The sequence below is a fragment of the Shewanella sp. 10N.7 genome, assembly GCF_020806285.1.
Lineage (GTDB): Bacteria > Pseudomonadota > Gammaproteobacteria > Enterobacterales > Shewanellaceae > Shewanella > Shewanella electrodiphila.
Genome location: NZ_JAJGZS010000109.1, coordinates 1 through 220, shown reverse-complemented (window position 1 = coordinate 220; position 220 = coordinate 1). Strand labels below are relative to the sequence as shown.

1 tRNA gene is annotated in these 220 nt (G+C 43.2%); it reads right to left on the bottom strand.

The features are described 5' to 3' along the window. Nucleotides 1-4 precede the first annotated feature (4 nt). A tRNA-Met gene (locus tag LMH66_RS20370) sits at nucleotides 5-81 on the bottom strand. Nucleotides 82-220 lie beyond the last annotated feature (139 nt).

The window sequence follows — 220 nt, the reverse complement described above, 5'->3', positions numbered from 1 at the left end:
AAATTGGTTGCGGGAGCTGGATTTGAACCAACGACCTTCGGGTTATGAGCCCGACGAGCTACCAAACTGCTCCATCCCGCGTCCGATTTAACTATCTTGAAATAAATTGAAATGTATTAACTCTGATTTCAGAGTGTTACAAACTTATAAATTGGCATTTATAAGAAATTGGTTGCGGGAGCTGGATTTGAACCAACGACCTTCGGGTTATGAGCCCGAC